This is a genomic window from Arthrobacter sp. D1-29, from assembly GCF_054130585.1.
Window position 1 is genome coordinate 2,769,820 of sequence record NZ_CP096383.1, and the last position, 18,279, is coordinate 2,788,098.

Sequence of the window (18,279 nt, forward strand, 5' to 3'; positions counted from 1 at the left end):
ACGTGGCAGATCCAGCAAGTTACAGGCCCCAGACGGGTGAGATTCCCATCAACCCCGGGGTATACCGGTTCCGCGATCCCCATGGACGGGTCATCTATGTAGGCAAGGCGAAAAGCCTCCGCTCACGCCTGAATTCCTATTTCGCGAATCCGGCCGGTCTGCTGCCTAAAACCCATGCCATGGTCCATGCCGCCAGCAGCGTTGAATGGACGGTGGTCAGCAGCGAGCTGGAATCGCTGCAGCTGGAGTACACCTGGATCAAGGAGTTCAAGCCACGCTTCAATGTTGTCTTCCGCGACGACAAAACGTATCCGTACCTTGCCCTGACCATGAGCGAGAAGCTCCCGCGGGTCCAGGTCATGCGGGGTGACCGCAGGAAGGGCACCCGCTATTTCGGCCCGTACACGGCCGGGGCCATCCGGGAAACCATGGATACGCTCCTGCGTGTCTTCCCCGTCCGCAGTTGCAGCGCAGGCGTGCTCAAACGGGCCCAGGCCAGCGGCAGGCCCTGCCTGCTTGGCTACATCGACAAATGCTCGGCACCCTGCGTCGGCCGGGTCACGCCGGAGGAACACCGGGCGCTGGCCGAGGATTTCTGCGCGTTTATGGGCGGCGAAGCCAAACGTTTTATCTCCAAGCTGGAAAAGCAGATGGCCGAGGCCGTGGCAGCCCTCGATTATGAGCGTGCGGCCAGGCTCCGCGACGACATCTCTGCCTTACGGAAAGTGTTCGAACGCAACGCCGTGGTCCTTGGCGAGGACACCGACGCCGACATCTTTGCCTTGCATGAAGACGAGCTGGAAGCAGCCGTGCAGGTATTCCACGTCCGCGGCGGCAGGGTCCGCGGCCAGCGGGGCTGGGTTGTGGAGAAGGTGGAAGACGCCACCACGCCGGACCTCGTGGAACACCTCCTCCAGCAGGTTTACGGCGAAGATGGGGACAGCCACGGCAGGCTGCCCAGGGAGGTGTTGGTGCCGGTTGCCCCGAGCAACGCCGCAGAGCTTGCCGAATGGCTCGGAGGCCTGCGGGGAGCCAAGGTGGACATCCGGGTGCCCCAGCGCGGCGACAAGGCGGCGCTGATGTCCACCGTCCGCGAGAACGCGGAGCACGCCCTGAAACTGCACAAGACGCGGCGGGCAGGTGACCTGACCGTCCGGTCGCAGGCCCTCCAGGAGCTCCAGGAAGCCCTGGACCTGCCGGTGGCGCTCCTCCGGATCGAGTGCTTTGACGTCTCCCATGTCCAGGGCACCAACGTGGTGGCGTCCATGGTGGTGGTGGAGGATGGCCTGCCGAAGAAGTCCGACTACCGCAAGTTCTCGGTTACCGGCGCAGCCGCTACTGACGATACCGCCGCCATGCATGATGTCCTGACGCGCCGTTTCCGCCATTATCTGCAGGACAAGACGGCCCAGGTGGAAGCGGCCGCCCTGGACGGACACCAGGCGGCCCTCGATGCTGCGGCCGACGCCGCAGTCCTTGACACCACCACGCCGGCCCCACGGGCAAAGTTCGCCTACCCGCCCAACCTGGTGGTGGTGGATGGCGGTAAACCGCAGGTCAACGCGGCTGCCAGGGCGCTGGCTGATCTCGGCATCGATGACGTGTACGTGGTGGGACTGGCCAAACGCCTCGAGGAAGTCTGGCTGCCGGACAGCGACTTCCCGGTCATCCTGCCCAGGACATCGCAGGGACTGTACCTCCTGCAGCGGATTCGTGACGAGGCGCACCGTTTTGCCATTTCCTTCCACCGGCAGAAGCGCGGCAAGGCCATGACGGTTTCGGCGCTGGACGGCGTGCCGGGCCTGGGGGAATCGAAGCGGAAAGCCCTGCTGGCGCACTTCGGTTCCGTCAAGGGAGTCAAGGCAGCGTCTGTGACTGAACTTTCGGCAGCCAAAGGCATCGGCCCCGCCCTGGCCACCGCCATCGTCAACCACTTCAGCTCTGATGATGCGGCGGGCGAAACCGCTCCGGCCATCAACATGAGCACCGGCGAAATCCTTGAAACTTAGCTAGGGTAAGGAGGGGGTTTCCGCGGTTGCGGTTCCTCGCCTCACGCAGGAGAGAAACGGAGCGGAAATTAATGGCAGAGTCAACGGCGGAATCCGGGACGGAGCAGGACGGGCTGACGCCGGTCAAGCCCCTCGAAGCGGAACTGCTCGTGGTCACCGGGATGTCCGGGGCCGGACGCAGCACAGCCGCGGACGCGCTCGAGGACCACGGCTGGTATGTCGTGGAAAACCTCCCGCCGCAGATGCTCAGCACGCTCGCCGAACTGGTGTCACACGCACCGCAGTCCATTCCGCGGCTGGCCGTGGTCATGGACGTCCGCAGCAAGGGCCTCTTCGCCGACATCCGTGCGGCCCTCGGTGCCCTGGCCGCCAGCGGCGTGACCTTCCGGGTCCTGTTCCTCGACGCCAGTGACGACGTCCTGGTCCGCCGGTTTGAACAGGGCCGCAGGCCCCACCCGCTCCAGGAAGGCGGCCGGATCCTGGACGGGATAGCCGCAGAACGGGAGCTGCTGACAGAACTCCGCGACAGCGCCGACGTCGTCCTCGATACCTCCACGTACAACGTCCATGGCCTGGCCACAGCCATCACCGAACTCTTCAGCGAGACCGGACCTGTGGCGCTTCGGCTGAACGTCATGAGCTTCGGGTTCAAGTACGGCCTTCCGGTCGATTCGAACTACGTGGCGGATGTCCGCTTCATTCCCAACCCGCACTGGGTGCCGCAGCTGCGTCCGCATACAGGCCTGGACAAGGATGTCAGCGATTATGTCCTGGAGGCCGAAGGCGTGAAGAACTTCGTTGACCGCTTTGTACTGGCCCTCGAACCGGTCCTGGACGGCTACCGGCGCGAGAACAAGCACTATGCCACCATCGCGGTCGGGTGCACGGGCGGCAAGCACCGCTCGGTGGCAGTCGCCGTCGAGCTTTCCAAGAAACTGGCCCAATATCCCAGGGTCACAGTCACCACCAGCCACCGGGACCTGGGCCGCGAGTAATGGGATTGCTTACCGGGCCGATGCCCTTGATTCCGCCTTCGGGGGGAACAGGAGCAGGCCAGCAGGACAAGGGTCCCAACGTGGTGGCTCTCGGCGGCGGGCACGGCCTGTCCGCGTCGCTGTCAGCCCTGAGGCTGCTCACGTCGCAGCTCACCGCCGTGGTCACGGTAGCGGACGACGGCGGATCATCCGGTCGCCTGCGGGAAGAGTACGCTGTCCTCCCGCCAGGGGACCTGCGCATGGCGCTGTCCGCGCTCTGTGACGACACCGACTGGGGACGCACCTGGCGCGACGTGATGCAGCACCGGTTCCGGCCGGGGAAGGGTCCCGGCGGCTCCCTGGATGAACACGCGATGGGGAACCTGCTGATCGTCACGCTCTGGGAACTCCTGGGCGACACCGTGGCCGGACTCAAGTGGGCAGGGGCCCTGCTCGGCGCCCGCGGCGAGGTGCTGCCGATGTCCACTGTGCCGCTCACCATCGAGGGCGACGTCCGGATCACTGCGCCGGACGGCGCGTCCGCGCTTGAAACCATCCGCGGCCAGGCGCGCTGCGCGGTCGCCGGTTCGCTGGAACAGGTCCGCCTGCTGCCCGAGGACGCTCACGCGTGTGTTGAGGCCCTCACCGCGATCGAACTGGCCGACTGGGTCATCCTGGGTCCCGGTTCCTGGTACACCTCGGTGCTGCCGCACCTGCTGCTGCCCGAGATGCGGCAGGCGCTGTGCCATACTGCCGCCAAACGCTGCCTCACCATGAACCTCGCCACCGATACGAAAGAGACATCGGGGATGTCTGCGGCTGACCACCTGCATGCGCTGCGCCGCTACGCTCCGGGTTTCAGCGTGGACGTGGTCCTGGCCGATCCCGCCTCCGTTCCGGACCTGTCGGAGTTCGAGAAGGCGGCGGAGATGATCGGTGCCGAGGTTGTCTTGGGTAAAGTAGGGGCGTCGGGCCGCCGGCCCATCCATGACCCCCTGCGTCTGGCGACGGCGTACCAAGACATTTTCGGGAACAGTTAGGAAGGTGCCATGGCACTGACAGCATCGGTCAAGGAAGAACTGTCCCGTCTGGACATCAAGAAGTCATCAGTGCGCAAGGCTGAGGTCTCCGCCATGCTCCGGTTCGCCGGCGGCCTGCACATCATCTCGGGCCGGATTGTGATCGAGGCCGAAGTGGACCTCGCATCCACAGCACGCCGGCTGCGGGCGGCGGTAGCAGAGGTTTACGGGCACCAGAGCGAAATCATCGTGGTTTCCGGCGGCGGGCTGCGGCGGGGGAGCCGGTATGTGGTCCGCGTGGTTCGCGACGGCGAAGCGCTGGCGCGGCAAACCGGGCTGCTCGACGGCCGGGGCAGGCCTGTCCGCGGCCTTCCGTCGGCAGTGGTGAACGGCTCCGCGGCCGACGCCGAGGCCGTCTGGCGGGGTGCTTTCCTGGTCCACGGCTCGCTCACGGAGCCAGGCCGCTCGTCGTCCCTGGAGGTCACCTGCCCCGGCCCCGAATCCGCCCTCGCGCTGGTGGGGGCGGCCCGCCGCCTGGGCATCCAGGCGAAGGCCCGGGAAGTCAGGGGAGTGGACCGCGTGGTGATCCGCGACGGCGACACCATCGCAGCCCTGCTGACCCGCATGGGCGCCCACGACGCACTGATGGTCTGGGAAGAACGCCGGATGCGCAAGGAAGTCCGGGCCACGGCCAACCGGCTTGCCAACTTCGACGACGCCAACCTGCGCCGGTCTGCCCAGGCAGCAGTGGCAGCAGGTGCCCGCGTTGACCGCGCCCTCGAAATCCTCGGCGACGACGTCCCGGACCACCTTAAGTACGCCGGCGAGCTCCGGGTGGCCCACAAGCAGGCGAGCCTGGATGAGCTGGGCCGGCTGGCAGATCCCGTGATGACCAAGGACGCGATTGCCGGGCGCATCCGCCGGCTGCTCGCCATGGCGGACAAACGTGCCATCGACCTGGGGATCCCCGGCACGGACGCCAATGTGACGCCGGAAATGCTGGACGAGTAAGAGCGCCCCTAGAATCAGAAACTGTGACGGAAATACCTGGGCCGGGACGAAGGTTATGCCCGGCGAACGGGCCCGGCCTCACCGGTTCCGTTACCGCAATTTTCCGGATGCCCGTCATCCGGATGCACAATCCGAGCGTTACCAACCGGACAGTCAGTCCACGATATTGGAGGATTTTGTGACCGAGTACGTACTGCCAGAACTCAGCTACGACTACGCAGCGCTTGAGCCGCACATTTCGGCGCGGATCATGGAGCTGCACCACAGCAAGCACCATGCAGCCTACGTGGCGGGCGCCAACAACGCCCTGGCCCAGCTGGCTGATGCCCGTGAAAAGGGCGACTTCGCCAACATCAACCGCCTGTCCAAGGACCTCGCGTTCCACACCGGCGGCCACGTCAACCACTCGGTGTTCTGGAACAACCTGTCGCCGGACGGCGGGGACAAGCCCGAGGGCGAGCTCGCTGCTGCCATCGATGACGCCTTCGGGTCCTTCGACGCTTTCCGTGCACAGTTCTCCGCAGCCGCCCTGGGCCTCCAGGGATCCGGCTGGGGCTTCCTGGCCTTCGAGCCGATCGGTGGCAACCTTGTCATCGAGCAGCTCTATGACCAGCAGGGCAACGTGGCGCTGGGCACCACCCCGCTGCTGATGCTCGACATGTGGGAGCACGCTTTCTACCTGGACTACGTCAACGTCAAGGCGGACTACGTCAAGGCATTCTGGAACATCGTCAACTGGGCTGACGTCGCCAAGCGCTTCGATGCTGCCCGCTCCAACGCGACGGGCCTCATCACCCTCCCGTAGTGACGTGCGGTACACGCACCTGTAACAAACTTCACATTTAGCGGCTTTTGGGCCGGAATGTGGACCGTCTGCCCCCGCAGTTGCGGGGGCAGACCCAGTTAAACGTAAGATAGGTCACGGAAGGCGGTTAGCCTTCAGCAACGTGGCTGGTCGCCCTCCGATCTGGTAATCATCTCTGCCCAATGGCGTGCGGGATCTGTTAGTTGGCTTGAACGCCTGCTCAACTAGTTGTGCTTTGACAAGCACCAAGGAGACAAAAAAGTGACGACCCGTATTGGTATCAACGGCTTTGGCCGTATCGGCCGCAACTACTTCCGCGCAGCACTCGCACAGGGCGCGGACCTTGAGATCGTTGCCGTCAACGACCTCACCAGCCCCGAAGCCCTTGCCCATCTGCTGAAGTACGACTCCGTTGGTGGCCGCCTCAAGGAAACCGTTGAGGTCAAGGACGGCAACATCGTCGTCGACGGAAACGTCATCAAGGTTCTCGCCGAGCGCGATCCCGCAAACCTGCCCTGGGCCGATCTCGGCGTCGACATCGTCATCGAGTCCACCGGCTTCTTCACCAAGGCAGCCGCTGCCCAGAAGCACATCGACGCAGGGGCCAAGAAGGTCCTGATCTCGGCTCCGGCCTCCGATGAGGACATCACCATCGTGATGGGCGTTAACGACGGACTCTACGACTCCTCCGCGCACCACATCATCTCCAACGCTTCCTGCACCACCAACTGCCTCGGCCCGCTGGCTAAGGTCATCAACGACACCTTTGGCATCGAGCGTGGCCTTATGACCACCATCCACGCCTACACCGCCGACCAGAACCTCCAGGACGGCCCGCACAACGACCTCCGCCGCGCCCGCGCCGCAGGCATCAACATGGTCCCCACCTCCACGGGTGCCGCCAAGGCAATCGGCCTGGTCCTTCCCGAGCTCAAGGGCAAGCTGGACGGCTACGCCATCCGTGTTCCCGTGCCCACCGGCTCCGCCACCGACCTCACGGTCAACGTCTCCCGCGAAACCACCGTGGAAGAAGTCAACGCGGCGCTGAAGAAGGCTTCGGAGTCGGACGAGCTCCAGGGAATCCTGACCTACACGGACGCCCCGATCGTTTCCTCCGACATCGTGGGGGACCCGGCGTCTTCCATCTTTGATTCCGGCCTGACGAAGGTCATCGGCAACCAGGTCAAGGTTGTGTCCTGGTATGACAACGAATGGGGCTACTCCAACCGCCTGGTGGACCTGACGAAGCTCGTCGCATCCAAGCTGGGCTAGGGTTAGACACATGACATTTCACACCCTCAACGAACTGATCGCTGAAGGTGTCCGCGGGCGGTACGTTCTTGTCAGAAGTGACCTGAACGTGCCGCTCGACGGCTTTACGGTGACTGACGACGGCCGCATCAAGGCCTCCCTGCCAGTGCTGGAAAAGCTCACGGACGCCGGTGCCCGCGTACTGGTCACAGCCCACCTCGGACGCCCGAAGGGCGCCCCCGAAGAAAAGTACTCCCTGAAGCCTGCCGTCGCACGGCTGGCGGAACTCGCGCCTTTCAAGGTGGTTCTCGCCGAGGACTCCGTCGGAAGCTCCGCGAAGGAGCTTTCTGCCTCACTGCAGGACGGTGAAGTACTCGTCCTGGAGAACGTGCGCTTCGATGCACGCGAAACCAGCAAGGACGATTCACAGCGAGCCCAGTTCGCCGATGAACTGGTGGCCCTGACGGGCAGCAACGGCGCGTTCGTGGATGACGCCTTTGGTGCTGTCCACCGCAAGCACGCCAGTGTCTACGACGTCGCCACCCGGCTTCCGTCCTACCAGGGCGATCTGGTGCACACGGAAGTGGAAGTCCTCAGGAAGCTAACAACTGACACGCAGCGCCCGTACGTGGTGGTTCTCGGCGGTTCCAAGGTTTCGGACAAGCTGGCCGTCATCGACAACCTGCTTGGCAAGGCTGACACCATCCTGGTGGGCGGCGGCATGCTGTTCACGTTCCTTGCTGCCGTTGGCCACCAAGTGGCCGGCAGCCTCCTGGAAGAAGACCAGATCCCGGTGGTCAAGGACTACCTCCAGCGGGCAGCAGCCGCCGGCACGGAATTCATTGTCCCCACCGACGTCGTCGTCGCCGAGAAGTTCAGCGCAGACGCCGCGCACGAAACCGTTCCTGCTGACGCCATCGAGAGCAGCAGCTTTGGAGCCAAGGGCATCGGCCTGGACATTGGCCCCGATTCGGCGGCCGCCTTCGCGGACCGGATCAAGGGTGCAAAAACCGTGTTCTGGAACGGCCCCATGGGAGTCTTCGAGTTTGAAGCCTTCTCCGGCGGCACCCGCGCCGTGGCGCAGGCACTCAGCGAAGCCGATGCGTTTACCGTTGTGGGCGGCGGAGACTCGGCCGCTGCTGTGCGGACGCTGGGCTTCGCTGACGACGCGTTCGGCCACATTTCAACAGGAGGCGGCGCCAGCCTGGAATACCTTGAAGGCAAGGAACTCCCGGGTCTGAGCGTCCTGGACCGCTAGGGTCACCGGACACCGTTATATCCTCCGGCCGGCAGGGTGCCCGCGGGCACCCTGCCGGCCGCACATACATTCAAAACTTTTGGAGAACACGTGACTACGTCAACGAACGGCGCTTTTGACCGCACGCCCTTCATCGCGGGCAACTGGAAGATGAACATGGACCATGTCCAGGGCATCACACTCCTGCAGAAGCTGGCCTGGACCCTGTCCGACGCGAAGCATGACTACAACCGCGTTGAGGTTGCCGTCTTCCCGCCCTTCACCGACCTTCGCGGCGTGCAGACCCTGGTTCAGGGCGACGACCTCGATATTGCCTACGGCGGCCAGGACCTGTCGCAGTTCGACTCCGGAGCCTACACCGGCGACATCTCCGGCCAGTTCCTCAGCAAGCTGGGCTGCAAGTACGTGCTGGCGGGGCACAGCGAACGCCGCACCATCCACCAGGAATCCGACGAAGTACTCAACGCCAAGGTCAAGGCAGCGTTCAAGCATGGCGTGACCCCGGTCCTCTGCGTCGGAGAGGGACTTGAAATCCGCCAGGCCGGCACGCACGTGGAGCACACGCTGAACCAGCTCCGCGCAGACGTCGAGGGTCTCACTCCGGAACAGGCAGCCGAGCTGGTTGTTGCGTACGAACCCGTGTGGGCCATCGGTACGGGCGAAGTAGCGGGACCGGAAGACGCCCAGGAGATGTGTGCAGCCATCCGCGCCGAACTGGCCACACTGTTCGGCGACGACGTTGCAGCAAAAATCCGGCTGCTCTACGGTGGCTCAGTCAAGTCCAGCAACGTCGCTGCCATCCTGAACGAACGGGACGTCGACGGCGTGTTGGTGGGCGGGGCAAGCCTTGATCCGGCGGAGTTTGCTAATATTGTCAGGTTCGAGAGTCATTTGCTGACGGAGTAGTCCGGACGCAGCGCCAGACTCCCGCAATTCCAATCTTCTGAAAGGCCGTCGTGGACGTTCTTCATGTCATTCTGCAGATCCTCCTGGGCATCACCAGCCTTCTGCTGACGTTGCTTATCCTCCTGCACAAGGGACGGGGCGGCGGGCTCTCGGACATGTTCGGTGGCGGTATGAGCTCCGGCCTCAGCTCTTCCGGTGTGGCGGAGCGCAACCTGAACAGGTTCACCGTAATCCTTGGTGTCACCTGGGGCGTCGTCATTATTGCCCTGGGCCTGATTATGCGCTTCAGCGGCGCGGGTGACTCCTAACCCATATTCCTCCTGATCCTGAACCGGCACTGCCGTCAGGGGACACTCCGAACTAAACTGTGGCTGTTGGCACCCAACAGCCACAGTTTCAGTTAACAGCCAGGAGTCCCGATGGTAAACACAGCGTCAGGATTCCGTGGCACCCGCGTGGGTGTCACGGAAGGAACCGGCCTCAAGAACCAGTCCGATGATTTTCCCGGTGACAGATTGCCGCGTATGCGTGTTTCCTATTGGTGCGCCAAGGGACATGAGACGCGGCCTGTTTTTATTAAGCTGCCGGAAGACCAGATTCCGCTGGTCTGGGACTGCCGCAGATGCGGGGCGACGGCGTCAAGGGACGGGCAGGAGGCTGCCCTTGACGAACCTGTGGAAGAGGGTTTCAAGAGCCATCTGGAATACGTTAAAGAACGGCGCTCCGACCAGGACGCCGAAGACGTCCTGGCCGGAGCGCTCGAACGGTTACGCGCCCGCGGCGTCCTTGCGGACCAGTTGCCCGGGGACCCGTGACGCGGCGTTCTCGTCAATAAGCCAGAGAGTGCGGGACGTTCCTCGAGGGCCCGCCGCCGGTACCTGAACCGGGTTGGCGCCGGCAAGCGCCAGGCCCACCGCTCCCGCCTTGTCCTCGCCGGCCACTACCATCCACACTTCGGCGGCAGTGTTGATGGCCGGCAGCGTCAGCGAAATGCGCAGGGGCGGGGGCTTGGGGGAGTTGCGGACGCCGACAACCGTCAGCGACTTCTCCCGAATGCCCCCCTGCTCCGGAAACAGCGATGCCACATGCGCGTCGGGGCCAACGCCCAGGAGAACCACGTCCAGCCGCGGAAGGACACCAGGCTGGTCCGGGCGGTCATCTGACATGTCCGCAGCGTGCTCGGCCTCTGCCGCCTCCCGAAGCCTGCGGGCGTAGTCCTCTGCCGCCTCCTCAGGGGTGTCAAAGTCGTCCGCCGAGGCAGGCTCGTGGATCCTGGCGGGATCCACCGGAATGTGCGACAGCAGAGCATCAAAAGCCTGCTTCGTGTTACGGTCGGCGTCTCCGGCGGGCACGAAACGTTCGTCGCCCCACCAGAAGTTCACCCGCGACCAGTCAACGGCAGGCGCTGCCGGAGAGTCAGCAACAGCCTTCAGCGTACCGATGCCAACCGTGCCGCCAGTAAGCACCACCGTGGCCTCACCGTACTTATCCTGCACATCAACAAGTTTTGTGATCAGGCGGGCTGCGATAGCAGCCATCAGGACGGACGAATCGGGATGAATGCTTACTCTTGGCTCAACGCTCACTGGGTCGGACGCTCCTTAGATTGGTACGTGGCAGTCCAATAGTAATCACTTCTCCGAAGACTTCGTCGGGGTCCAGGCGGCGGAGTTCTTCGGCGAGGCAGTCGCGGAGGCTGCGTCGGGGGAGTGAGATGCGTTGGGCTGGTTGGCCGGGTTGGGTGAGTTCGGCGATGGAGAGTCCGGGGCGGAAGAGTTGGACGTCGCCGCCGGGACGGGACAGCCGGACGCGGCGGATCCCGGTGCCGGCGGGGTCCGCGACGATGGTCACGGGGGCCTCCAGGGACAGGGTGAGCCAGGCCGCGAGGAGGATGGTGGAGGGGGAGTCGGAGGCGCCCTCGACCGCGACGGCTGTCACGGGGGAGGGGTCTACCTGGTCCAGGACCGCGGCGAGCTGGATCCGCCAGTTCGTCAGCCGGGTCCAGGCCAGATCGGTATCCCCGGCTTTGTACGTGGCGCGTATGTTTTCCAGGGCCTGTTGCGGGTCCGGTTCGTTCGCGGAATCGGTGATCCGGCGGTGCGCGATCCGCCCGATCGAGGTTTCGCAGGCGTTCTCCGGGGCGCCGTGCGGCCACCACGCCACGATCGGGGCGTCCGGGAGCAGCAACGCCGCGACGAGGGACTCGGACTCGTGCGCGAGCTGGCCGTAGCCTCGCAGCACGATCACCTCGGACGCGCCGGCGTCCCCGCCGACCCGGATCTGCGCGTCCAGCCGGTCCGGGGCGTCCTTGCCGGCGTCGGCGAGGACGATGATCCGGCAGGGGTGTTCCCGGCTGGCCTCGTTCGCGGCCTCGATCGCTTCTTCCTCGAGCCCGGACGTGGTCACGACCACCAGGGTCAGGACCCGGCCCAGCGCGATCACGCCGCCCTGCTCACGCAGGGCCATGATCTTCTTGGACACGTTCGAGGTGGTGGTGTCCGGCAAATCAACAATCATGGCCTTCTCCAGGTTCGTCCGTCACGGGCCAGCAGCTCATCAGCGCTGGCCGGGCCCCAGGAACCCGGGGCGTAGGGTTCGGGCTGTTCGTTCAGTTCGGCCCAGTAGTCCTCGAACGGGTCAAGGATCTTCCAGGACAGCTCCACTTCCTCATGCCGCGGGAACAACGGCGGCTCACCCAGCAGCACGTCCAGGATCAAACGCTCATACGCCTCCGGGGACGATTCGGTGAAGGAGTGCCCGTAACCGAAGTCCATCGTCACATCCCTGACTTCCATCTGGGTGCCCGGGACCTTGGACCCGAACCTGATGGTCACGCCCTCATCGGGCTGGACCCGGATCACCACAGCATTCTGCCCGAAGTCATCCTCACCATGATCCCGGAAGAGCAGGTTCGGGGCGCGTTTGAACACCACCGCGATCTCCGTCACCCGCCTCCCCAAACGCTTGCCCGCGCGCAGATAAAACGGCACCCCGGCCCAGCGCCGGGTATGGATATCCACCCGGATCGCCGCGAACGTCTCCGTCATCGAATCAGCCGGGATCCCCTCTTCCTCCAGGTAACCCAGGACCTGCTCCCCACCCTGCCAGCCACCAGCGAACTGCCCCCGCGCCGAATGCGCCGACAAATCCTCCGGGAGCTTCACCGCGGCCAGGACCTTTTCCTTCTCCGCCCGCAAATCATCAGCATTAAACGAAATCGGCTCCTCCATCGCGGTCAAAGCCAACAACTGCAGCAAATGGTTCTGAATCACATCCCGCGCAGCACCCACACCGTCGTAATACCCCGCCCGGCCGCCCGTACCGATGTCCTCAGCCATCGTGATCTGGACATGATCCACATAATTCGCGTTCCACAACGGCTCAAACAACTGGTTCGCGAACCGCAACGCCAGAATGTTCTGCACCGTCTCCTTACCCAAATAATGATCAATCCGGAACACCGCATCCGCAGGGAACACCGACTCCACAATGTCATTGAGCTTCCGCGCCGACTCCAGGTCATGACCGAACGGCTTCTCGATCACCACCCGCCGCCACTTATCCCCCTCAGCCTGCGCCAGTCCGTGCTTGGACAGCTGCCGGCAGACCTGCTCGAACGCCTTCGGCGGGATCGAGAGGTAGAACGCATGGTTCCCGCGGGTCCCGCGGACATCATCAAGTTCCTTAATGGTCTCGCCGAGCCGCTCGAAAGCGCCGTCGTCGTCGAACTCACCCTGGACAAAACGGATGCCCTCGGACAGCTGGTTCCACACCGCCTCATCAAAAGGCGTGCGCGCGTAGGCCTGCACGGAAGCCTTCACCTCAGCGGCGAAATCCTCCTTGTCCCACTCGCGCCGGGCAAAACCAACCAGCGCGAAACTCGGCGGCAGCAACCCCCGGTTCGCCAGGTCATACACGGCCGGCATGAGCTTCTTGCGGGCAAGGTCACCGGTAACTCCAAAGAGCACCAGCGACGACGGACCGGCGATCCGGTTCAGGCGGCGGTCCCGCGGATCCCGCAACGGATTCCGCCCCAATTTACCCGGACGCAACCCGGATGTCCTGCCGTATTCAGTTTCTGGCATGGTTGCTTTTTGCCTTAGCTTTCAGTGACGGATGCTGACCGTGCGGCAAGCGCTGCGACAATTGCCTGCAGCTGTGCCACCCCGGCGGCGCGGTCGGTCAGGTGCAGACGCAGTACGGGCCGTCCATGGCCAGCCAGGACCTGGGCGTCGCCCGCGGCCTGCGCAGAGATCAGTTCCCCGAACGTAAAGGGACGGTCAGGGATGGCCAGATCGGCGGCGGGAGCCGCAGTGACCTGGAGGAAGACGCCGATAGCGGGGCCCCCCTTGTGGAATTGGCCGGTGGAGTGCAGGAAGCGCGGACCCCAGCCGAAGGTGACGGGACGGCCGCTGACTGCTGCCAGTTCGTCCCGGATGCCCTCGAGCTGCGCGAAAGCGAGCCGGTCAAAGTATGCCTGGACACTGAGGTAGCTGTCCGCGGCAAGAGTCCCCAGCAGTGCGTGCACGGCGTCCTCGGCAGTGGTGGCGTCGCCGAGCCAGTCACCGCCGCGTACTTCGATGGCACCGTCAACAAACGCAGCGGGCGTGGGTTCCGGCTGGGCGTCCAGCAGGCCGCGGGCAGCCACCTTGGCAGCCTCGACGTCGGGCTGGTCAAACGGGTTGATACCCAGCAGCCGTCCGGCGACGGCCGTGGCGAATTCCCAAACCATCATCTGCGTTGCCAGGCCGCCCGCAATGGCGACCTCGTTTTCACCGAGTTCGACGTCGGCGTCAGCGGCTACCAGCCGCACCACCAGGACGTCCTCGGCGCCGGAAGTGACCTCGGGTGAGGAGGGGCCGGCCACCACCGGCAGGACACCGGTCCCGAGCTTGCCGGTGGACTCGGCGATGAGCTGTTCGGCCCAGTCCGCGAAGCCCACAATGCCGGAGCCGTCCTCTGCGATGACAATCTTGTCCCGCAACGGGCTGGTGCCGCCCAGGGCCGTTCCGAGGGCCAGCCCGATGTTCTCCGGGGCGTCCTCGTTCAGAATTTCGGCAGCTTCCTCGGCCTCGTCCAGGAAGGCCTGGATGTCCACGCCGGCCAGGCCCGAGGGCACCAGGCCGAATGCGGTGAGGGCGGAGTAGCGACCGCCGACGTTGGGGTCGGCGTTGAAGACGGCCCGGTAACCGGCTTCGCGGGACGCCTTGTCCAGCGGGGAACCGGGATCGGTCACAATGATGATCCGGCTCTTTGCATCGATGCCGGCCTCGTTGAAGGCGTGTTCGAAGATCCTGCGCTGTGAGTCGGTCTCCAGGGTGGAACCGGACTTGGATGAAACCACAATGGCGGTCTCGGCCAGCCGGTCCGCGAGGGCTGCACTGACCTGGTCGGGGTCGGTGCTGTCCAATACGGTCAGCTCGACGCCAGCGGTGCCGGCGATCACCTCGGGGGCAAGCGATGATCCGCCCATGCCGCAAAGCACGATCCGGGTGACACCTTCGGCCCTGAGGGCATCGCGCAGTTCCAGGATGCCTGGAACCAGGGGCTGCGAGACGGTGGCTGCCTCAACCCAGCCGAGGCGGACTGCCGACTCGGCTTCGGCGTCGGAACCCCACAGGGTGTGGTCCTTGGCGAAGATCCGGGTGGCACTGCGCTCCTCAACGAGGACCGGCAGGTGCTGTTCAAGTGCCTTCTGTGCGGCACCGGTGGCGTCGTAGCTGAGAGTACTCATATGGACTAGGAAGCCTTCCGTGCAGAGGCGAGGGCACCTTCAACGTCAGCCAAAAGTTCCTTCCAGCTGGCCACGAACTTGTCCAGGCCCTCGGATTCGAGGAGCGTAACAACCTCGTTATAGGAAATGCCCAGGGCGTCCAGCGCGTCAAGGGTTGCGTTGGCCTCGGCGTAGGTGCCGGTGATGGTGTCACCGGTGACGACACCGTGGTCGAACGTGGCGTCCAGCGTCTTCTCCGGCATGGTGTTGACCACGCCGCGGGCAACCAGTTCGGTCACGTACAGGGTGTCCGGGTAGGCCGGATCCTTCACACCGGTGGAAGCCCACAGCGGGCGCTGGGGGAGGGCGCCGGCGTCGGCCAGCAGGGCCCAGCGCTCCGTGGCGAAGAGCTCCTCGTAGACCTGGTAGGCCAGGCGGGCGTTTGCCACGCCGGCCTTGCCCTTGAGGGCCTTGGCCTCATCGGTGCCAATGGCGTCGAGGCGCTTGTCGATCTCGGAATCCACGCGGGAAACGAAGAACGAGGCCACCGAGTGGATCTTGGAGAGGTCGTGCCCGTTCTCCTTGGCCTGCTCAAGCCCTGACTGGAAGGCGTTGATCACAGCGCGGTACCGCTCCAGCGAGAAGATCAGGGTGACGTTCACGCTGATTCCCTCGGCCAGGGTGGCGGTGATCGCCTCAAGGCCTTCAAGGGTTGCCGGGATCTTGATGTGGACGTTGTCCTTGTTCACCTTCTTGTACAGGTGCTTGGCTTCCGCGATGGTTCCGGCGGTGTCCCAGGCGAGGCGGGGATCCACCTCGATCGAAACGCGGCCGTCAACTCCCTTGGTTGCCGCGGCAACGGGGGCGAACAGGTCGCAGGCATCAGCGACGTCGGTGGTGGTGATTTCGAAGATGGTCTCTTCGATGCTGGCGCCCGCGGCGGCCTGGGCTGCGATGGTGGCGTCGTAGTCAGTGCCGGTGGTGATGGCGGCGTGGAAGATAGAGGGGTTGGTGGTGACACCAACAACGTTCTTCTCTTCGATGAGCTTTCGGAGCGTGCCGGTCTTGAGGCGGCCGCGGGAAAGGTCATCAAGCCAGATGGAAACGCCGGCGTCGGACAGCTGCTGTGTGGGGGTAGTCATTTTCGTATCTCCTGGAATTCAGATTCAGGCCTGCAGGCCAGCGAGGGAGTCCTTGGCAGCGGCGGCGACAGCCTCCGCGGTAATGCCGAACTCCTGGAAAAGGCGCTTGTAGTCAGCGGAAGCGCCGTAGTGCTCGAGCGAGACGGAACGTCCGGCGTCGCCGACGAATTCCCGCCAGCCCAGGGCAAGCCCGGCTTCGACGGACACACGGGCTTTGACGCCGGCCGGAAGTACGGATTCGCGGTACGCGGCGTCCTGCTTCTTGAACCACTCCACGCACGGCATGGAGACAACGCGGGCAGCGATGCCTTCAGCCTGGAGTGCTTCGCGGGCCTGGACGGCAAGCTGGACTTCGGAGCCGGTGCCAATGAGGATGACGTCGGCCGGAACCGTGGCGCCGTCCCGGGACGCCTCAGCCAGCACGTAGCCGCCCTTGGCCACACCGGAAACCGAACCGAAGGTGTCGCCGTCGGCCTTGCCCTCGCCACGGGCGTAGGTGGGGATGTTCTGGCGGGTCAGCACAATGCCGGCCGGGTTCTCGTGGTTCTCCAGCATGGTCTTCCATGCCATGGCCACCTCGTTGGCGTCGCCGGGGCGGACAACGTCCAGGCCCACGATGGCACGCAGTGACGCCAGCTGTTCCACGGGCTGGTGGGTGGGACCGTCTTCGCCCAGGCCAATGGAGTCATGGGTCCAGACGTACAGCGACGGGACACCCATCAGGGCACCAAGCCGGATAGCGGGGCGCTGGTAGTCACTGAAGATGAGGAACGTACCGGAGAAGGAACGGGTGTTGCCGTGGAGGCTGATGCCGTTCACGATCGCAGCCGCCGCGTGCTCACGGATACCAAAGTGGAGCACCCGGCCGTAGGGGTTGCCGGACCACGCGTCAGTCTGCTTGGATGCCGGCACAAACGACGGCGAGCCCTCGATGGTGGTGTTGTTGGATTCGGCGAGGTCAGCGGAGCCGCCCCAGAGTTCCGGCATGACCGGGCCCAGCCCGTTGAGGACCTTGCCGGACGCTGCACGGGTGGACACGTCCTTGCCCGCCGGGAAGACCGGCAGTGCTGCGTCCAGGCCTTCCGGCAGTTCACGGGCTTCGATCCGCTGCAGGAGCGCGGCGCCTTCCGGGTTGGACGCCTGCCAGGAGTTGAAGGATTCCTCCCATTCCTTGCGGGCGGCTGCTCCACGGTCCACCACGGCGCGGGCGTGCGCCAGGACGTCCTGGTCAACCTCAAAAGACTTCGCGGGATCGAACCCCAGGACCTCCTTCAGTGCCGCTACTTCCTCGGAGCCGAGTGCGGAACCGTGGATCTTGCCGGTGTTCTGCTTCTTCGGGGCCGGGTAACCGATGATGGTGCGCAGCGAGACGATGGAAGGCTTGGAGGTCTCAGCCTTGGCGGCGAGCAGTGCGGAGTAGAGCTCCTGCACGTCTTCCTTGTATTCGCCGGTCTTGGTCCAGTCCACGCGCTGGGTGTGCCAGCCGTAGGCTTCGTAGCGCTTCAGGACGTCTTCGGTGAAGGAGATGTCCGTATCGTCCTCGATGGAGATGTGGTTCTCATCGTAGATAACTACCAGGTTGCCCAGCTCCTGGTGGCCGGCCAGTGAGGAAGCCTCGGCGGTGACGCCCTCCTGGAGGTCGCCGTCGGAGGCGATAACCCAGATGGTGTGGTCGAACGGGCTGGTGCCGGCGGCAGCATCGGCGTCGAACAGTCCGCGTTGGCGGCGCTGGGAGTAGGCGAAGCCTACTGAGGAGGCGAGTCCCTGGCCCAGCGGGCCGGTGGTGATCTCCACACCGGCGGTGTGCTTGTACTCCGGGTGCCCCGGGGTGAGGGAATTCCAGGTGCGAAGGGCCTCAAGGTCCTTCAGCTCCAGGCCGTAGCCGGAGAGGAACAGCTGGATGTACAGCGTCAGTGACGTGTGGCCGGGGGACAGGATGAAACGGTCACGTCCCAGCCAATCGGGATTCCGCGGATCGTGGCGCATGAGCTTCTGAAAGAGAAGGTATGCGGCAGGCGCAAGGCTCATGGCCGTGCCGGGGTGGCCGTTCCCCACCTTCTCCACAGCGTCCGCAGCCAATACCCGGACGGTATCCACGGCGCGCTGGTCCAAGCTGGTCCATGACAGTTCTTGCTCTTCCAAATGTGGCACGAAAACCGGGCCCCTCTCTGTGCTGATGGCGGGCGGTACA

Annotated in this window: 16 protein-coding genes; 10 read left to right on the top strand and 6 right to left on the bottom strand. The window is 64.6% G+C overall.

All coding sequences use genetic code 11. From position 1 onward, the window contains the following. Positions 1-2: 2 nt before the first annotated feature. The 10 genes from uvrC (at position 3) to M1E17_RS12465 (ending at position 10,048) form a co-directional block, all read left to right on the top strand. Complete coding sequence (uvrC, locus tag M1E17_RS12420) at positions 3-2,009, top strand: excinuclease ABC subunit UvrC (protein ID WP_457962351.1); 2,007 nt, start codon at positions 3-5, stop codon at positions 2,007-2,009. Between the two features lie 71 nt (positions 2,010-2,080). Beyond that, positions 2,081-3,004: an RNase adapter RapZ gene (rapZ, locus tag M1E17_RS12425; RefSeq protein WP_457962352.1), complete on the top strand. Its 924-nt coding sequence runs from the start codon at positions 2,081-2,083 to the stop codon at positions 3,002-3,004. Then, complete coding sequence (locus M1E17_RS12430) at positions 3,004-4,023, top strand: gluconeogenesis factor YvcK family protein (protein WP_457962353.1); 1,020 nt, start codon at positions 3,004-3,006, stop codon at positions 4,021-4,023. The genes rapZ and M1E17_RS12430 overlap by 1 nt, the downstream gene beginning before the upstream one ends. A gap of 9 nt (positions 4,024-4,032) precedes the next feature. After that, positions 4,033-5,013 carry a DNA-binding protein WhiA gene (gene whiA / locus M1E17_RS12435; RefSeq protein WP_267275097.1) on the top strand — a complete coding sequence of 327 codons (981 nt, stop codon included), beginning with the start codon at positions 4,033-4,035 and terminating at the stop codon, positions 5,011-5,013. Positions 5,014-5,191: 178 nt separating this feature from the next. Continuing rightward, complete coding sequence (locus tag M1E17_RS12440; protein ID WP_457962354.1) at positions 5,192-5,818, top strand: superoxide dismutase; 627 nt, start codon at positions 5,192-5,194, stop codon at positions 5,816-5,818. 261 nt (positions 5,819-6,079) lie between these two features. Then, a complete protein-coding gene (gap, locus tag M1E17_RS12445; protein WP_457962355.1) occupies positions 6,080-7,090 on the top strand; it encodes a type I glyceraldehyde-3-phosphate dehydrogenase in 1,011 nt (336 codons plus the stop codon). Between the two features lie 10 nt (positions 7,091-7,100). Next, positions 7,101-8,327 (top strand): phosphoglycerate kinase, encoded by a 1,227-nt coding sequence (locus M1E17_RS12450; RefSeq protein ID WP_457962356.1) that lies wholly within the window; start codon positions 7,101-7,103, stop codon positions 8,325-8,327. Positions 8,328-8,417: 90 nt separating this feature from the next. Beyond that, entirely contained in the window at positions 8,418-9,233 is an 816-nt protein-coding gene (tpiA, locus tag M1E17_RS12455) for a triose-phosphate isomerase (protein WP_457962357.1), read from the top strand. 50 nt (positions 9,234-9,283) lie between these two features. Then, positions 9,284-9,541, top strand: coding sequence for a preprotein translocase subunit SecG (secG, locus tag M1E17_RS12460; RefSeq protein ID WP_160670806.1), 258 nt, complete (start codon positions 9,284-9,286; stop codon positions 9,539-9,541). A 111-nt stretch (positions 9,542-9,652) separates the two neighbouring features. Next, positions 9,653-10,048, top strand: coding sequence for an RNA polymerase-binding protein RbpA (locus tag M1E17_RS12465; RefSeq protein WP_457962358.1), 396 nt, complete (start codon positions 9,653-9,655; stop codon positions 10,046-10,048). Here the strand turns inward: M1E17_RS12465 and pgl are convergent. The 6 genes from pgl to tkt are packed head-to-tail and all read right to left on the bottom strand — an operon-like array spanning position 10,001 to position 18,230. Next, the gene (gene pgl, locus M1E17_RS12470) at positions 10,001-10,771 is read right to left on the bottom strand and encodes a 6-phosphogluconolactonase (protein WP_457967737.1); all 771 of its coding nucleotides are present in this window, start codon (positions 10,769-10,771) and stop codon (positions 10,001-10,003) included. The two genes, M1E17_RS12465 and pgl, sit on opposite strands and share 48 nt — an antisense overlap. A gap of 37 nt (positions 10,772-10,808) precedes the next feature. Further along, entirely contained in the window at positions 10,809-11,750 is a 942-nt protein-coding gene (locus M1E17_RS12475) for a glucose-6-phosphate dehydrogenase assembly protein OpcA (RefSeq protein WP_457962359.1), read from the bottom strand. Beyond that, positions 11,747-13,318 (bottom strand): glucose-6-phosphate dehydrogenase, encoded by a 1,572-nt coding sequence (gene zwf / locus M1E17_RS12480; RefSeq protein ID WP_457962360.1) that lies wholly within the window; start codon positions 13,316-13,318, stop codon positions 11,747-11,749. Before zwf ends, M1E17_RS12475 begins: the two co-directional genes overlap by 4 nt. 14 nt (positions 13,319-13,332) lie before the next feature. After that, complete coding sequence (locus M1E17_RS12485) at positions 13,333-14,967, bottom strand: glucose-6-phosphate isomerase (protein WP_457962361.1); 1,635 nt, start codon at positions 14,965-14,967, stop codon at positions 13,333-13,335. A gap of 5 nt (positions 14,968-14,972) precedes the next feature. Continuing rightward, on the bottom strand, positions 14,973-16,088 hold the full coding sequence (tal, locus tag M1E17_RS12490; RefSeq protein WP_457962362.1) for a transaldolase: 1,116 nt from the start codon (positions 16,086-16,088) through the stop codon (positions 14,973-14,975). A gap of 24 nt (positions 16,089-16,112) precedes the next feature. Then, on the bottom strand, positions 16,113-18,230 hold the full coding sequence (gene tkt / locus M1E17_RS12495; protein ID WP_457967738.1) for a transketolase: 2,118 nt from the start codon (positions 18,228-18,230) through the stop codon (positions 16,113-16,115). Between the last annotated feature and the right edge of the window lie 49 nt (positions 18,231-18,279).

Bases quoted from the DNA above. Each gene is read 5' to 3' on its own strand.
- tal (WP_457962362.1), bottom strand. From the start codon at position 16,088: ATGACTACCCCCACACAGCAGCTGTCCGACGCCGGCGTTTCCATCTGG.
- M1E17_RS12450 (WP_457962356.1), top strand. From the start codon at position 7,101: ATGACATTTCACACCCTCAACGAACTGATCGCTGAAGGTGTCCGCGGG.
- pgl (WP_457967737.1), bottom strand. From the start codon at position 10,771: ATGGCTGCTATCGCAGCCCGCCTGATCACAAAACTTGTTGATGTGCAG.
- M1E17_RS12430 (WP_457962353.1), top strand. From the start codon at position 3,004: ATGGGATTGCTTACCGGGCCGATGCCCTTGATTCCGCCTTCGGGGGGA.
- rapZ (WP_457962352.1), top strand. From the start codon at position 2,081: ATGGCAGAGTCAACGGCGGAATCCGGGACGGAGCAGGACGGGCTGACG.
- M1E17_RS12485 (WP_457962361.1), bottom strand. From the start codon at position 14,967: ATGAGTACTCTCAGCTACGACGCCACCGGTGCCGCACAGAAGGCACTT.
- whiA (WP_267275097.1), top strand. From the start codon at position 4,033: ATGGCACTGACAGCATCGGTCAAGGAAGAACTGTCCCGTCTGGACATC.
- M1E17_RS12465 (WP_457962358.1), top strand. From the start codon at position 9,653: ATGGTAAACACAGCGTCAGGATTCCGTGGCACCCGCGTGGGTGTCACG.
- M1E17_RS12475 (WP_457962359.1), bottom strand. From the start codon at position 11,750: ATGATTGTTGATTTGCCGGACACCACCACCTCGAACGTGTCCAAGAAG.
- zwf (WP_457962360.1), bottom strand. From the start codon at position 13,318: ATGCCAGAAACTGAATACGGCAGGACATCCGGGTTGCGTCCGGGTAAA.